We start from the raw sequence: 1,345 nt of genomic DNA on the forward strand, positions 1-1,345 counted from the left end.
GTTTTGACAATCAGCGCATGGAGGACATGCATGTCCGCGCATCGCATCTTCCGGGCCCCAATCGGCTCGCTCATCGCCTGGTCCGACGCCACGCCGCGGCCGCCGGAACGGCACCGCAAGAAGCTGTCGCAATGGCAGTCCAACAACAGCAGGGGTCGTCTGATCCGCAAGCAGGGTGAAGCAGTCGTTGGCACTATCAGCCTGCCGGCGAGCTTCACGCTGCACGAGGCCGATTACGGTTCGGGCGGTGTCGTCGCCGTGCGCGTGCTTCGGACGTTTTCGCTGGACAGCCGGTTACGCTTCACGCTTCTCGAACGGCCGGCCATGGGCGCGGTCCGCGTGCTCGACCGGCCCGGCGAGGACGCCGAGCTGGTCCATCTCGCCCCAAATCGCGCCGATGCCGAAGAATGGCTGACGCGGCACTTTTATCCGAACGCGGTGCTCGATCAGATCACGGCGGATGAGATCGCGGCGGACCATGTCGAGGGGAGGGCCGCGTGATGACCGATACTCCTCGATGTTCGAACAAGAACTCCATCTCCGGCTCTCCGGAGGTGGAGTTCGGCCGCAGCGCTGACGGCGTCTCCGTCGCCCGCCTGGTCGATACGGCATTTGCCATGCTGCCCGCGAGTGAGGGGCGGCACTATCTGGCGACCGGCTGGCGTATCCGCCGTCCGCTCGCCGAGTGGACGCGCTCGGATTTCTACGGTCATTGCGGCGAGCTCGCTGACGAGGCGGCGTTCCGAGCAAAGGTTCTGGAGCAGGCGGAGCACGCTCGAGAGAAGCGTGCGCTTGCACGACAGGAGGTCAGGTCCACAGCGCAAACGCCGTGGGGGCCATCGCAGGGCGCCACCGTCTTCGCCGACGGCGTTACTGTCATCCGACCGCGAGCCATGGGGGGTTGTCTCGATGGTCGCGCGGCGTGAGAATCAGCCTCTCTGCCGCGAGGGGAGGTAGGTGCCTTGTTCGGCAGCGGCCTCGGCCGAATTGTCGGGGCACAAGCCGGCTCATCTTGTGGTGACGCAACCGGCACAATTCCCCACCAGACTGCAGCGGAGGCGGTGGTGTCACGGCAAGCTGTGCTTCTGTTCTCATGTCGAGGGTCAGGCTCCTTGGCCGGCGCTCCCTTCGTTCGGTGTGCGGTCCTAAACCGGCGGCCGTGCGCTTCAAGGCCGCGTTCCGCGCCGCGGGGCGGCCGGGAGAGCCGCTCTCGACATGGCGGGCCCGCGTCCCGCGCGAGGGCTGGTGAGCCCTGCTTGGACGCAAACCCACCATGCTCGATCTGGCCCTCCCGGACCCTGAAGCGCCCGTCTTTCCGCCGGTTTTGTCTGGACCGCGCCCGAAG

1 protein-coding gene and 1 pseudogene are annotated in these 1,345 nt (G+C 66.8%); both read left to right on the plus strand.

Going from position 1 to position 1,345, the window contains the following annotated elements; translation table 11 throughout:
• Positions 1-30 precede the first annotated feature (30 nt).
• Entirely contained in the window at positions 31-501 is a 471-nt protein-coding gene (locus tag EOA24_RS38065) for a hypothetical protein (RefSeq protein WP_127410832.1), read from the plus strand.
• Positions 501-901, plus strand: a pseudogene (locus tag EOA24_RS38070) (hypothetical protein); the annotation flags it as partial. The gene EOA24_RS38065 and the pseudogene EOA24_RS38070, both read left to right, overlap by 1 nt.
• Between the last annotated feature and the right edge of the window lie 444 nt (positions 902-1,345).

The sequence above is a fragment of the Mesorhizobium sp. M2A.F.Ca.ET.039.01.1.1 genome, assembly GCF_003998035.1.
GTDB lineage: Bacteria > Pseudomonadota > Alphaproteobacteria > Rhizobiales > Rhizobiaceae > Mesorhizobium.

What these genes read in the sequence shown, in the direction of transcription:
- EOA24_RS38065 (WP_127410832.1), top strand. Translation starts at nt 31, where the DNA reads ATGTCCGCGCATCGCATCTTCCGGGCCCCAATCGGCTCGCTCATCGCC.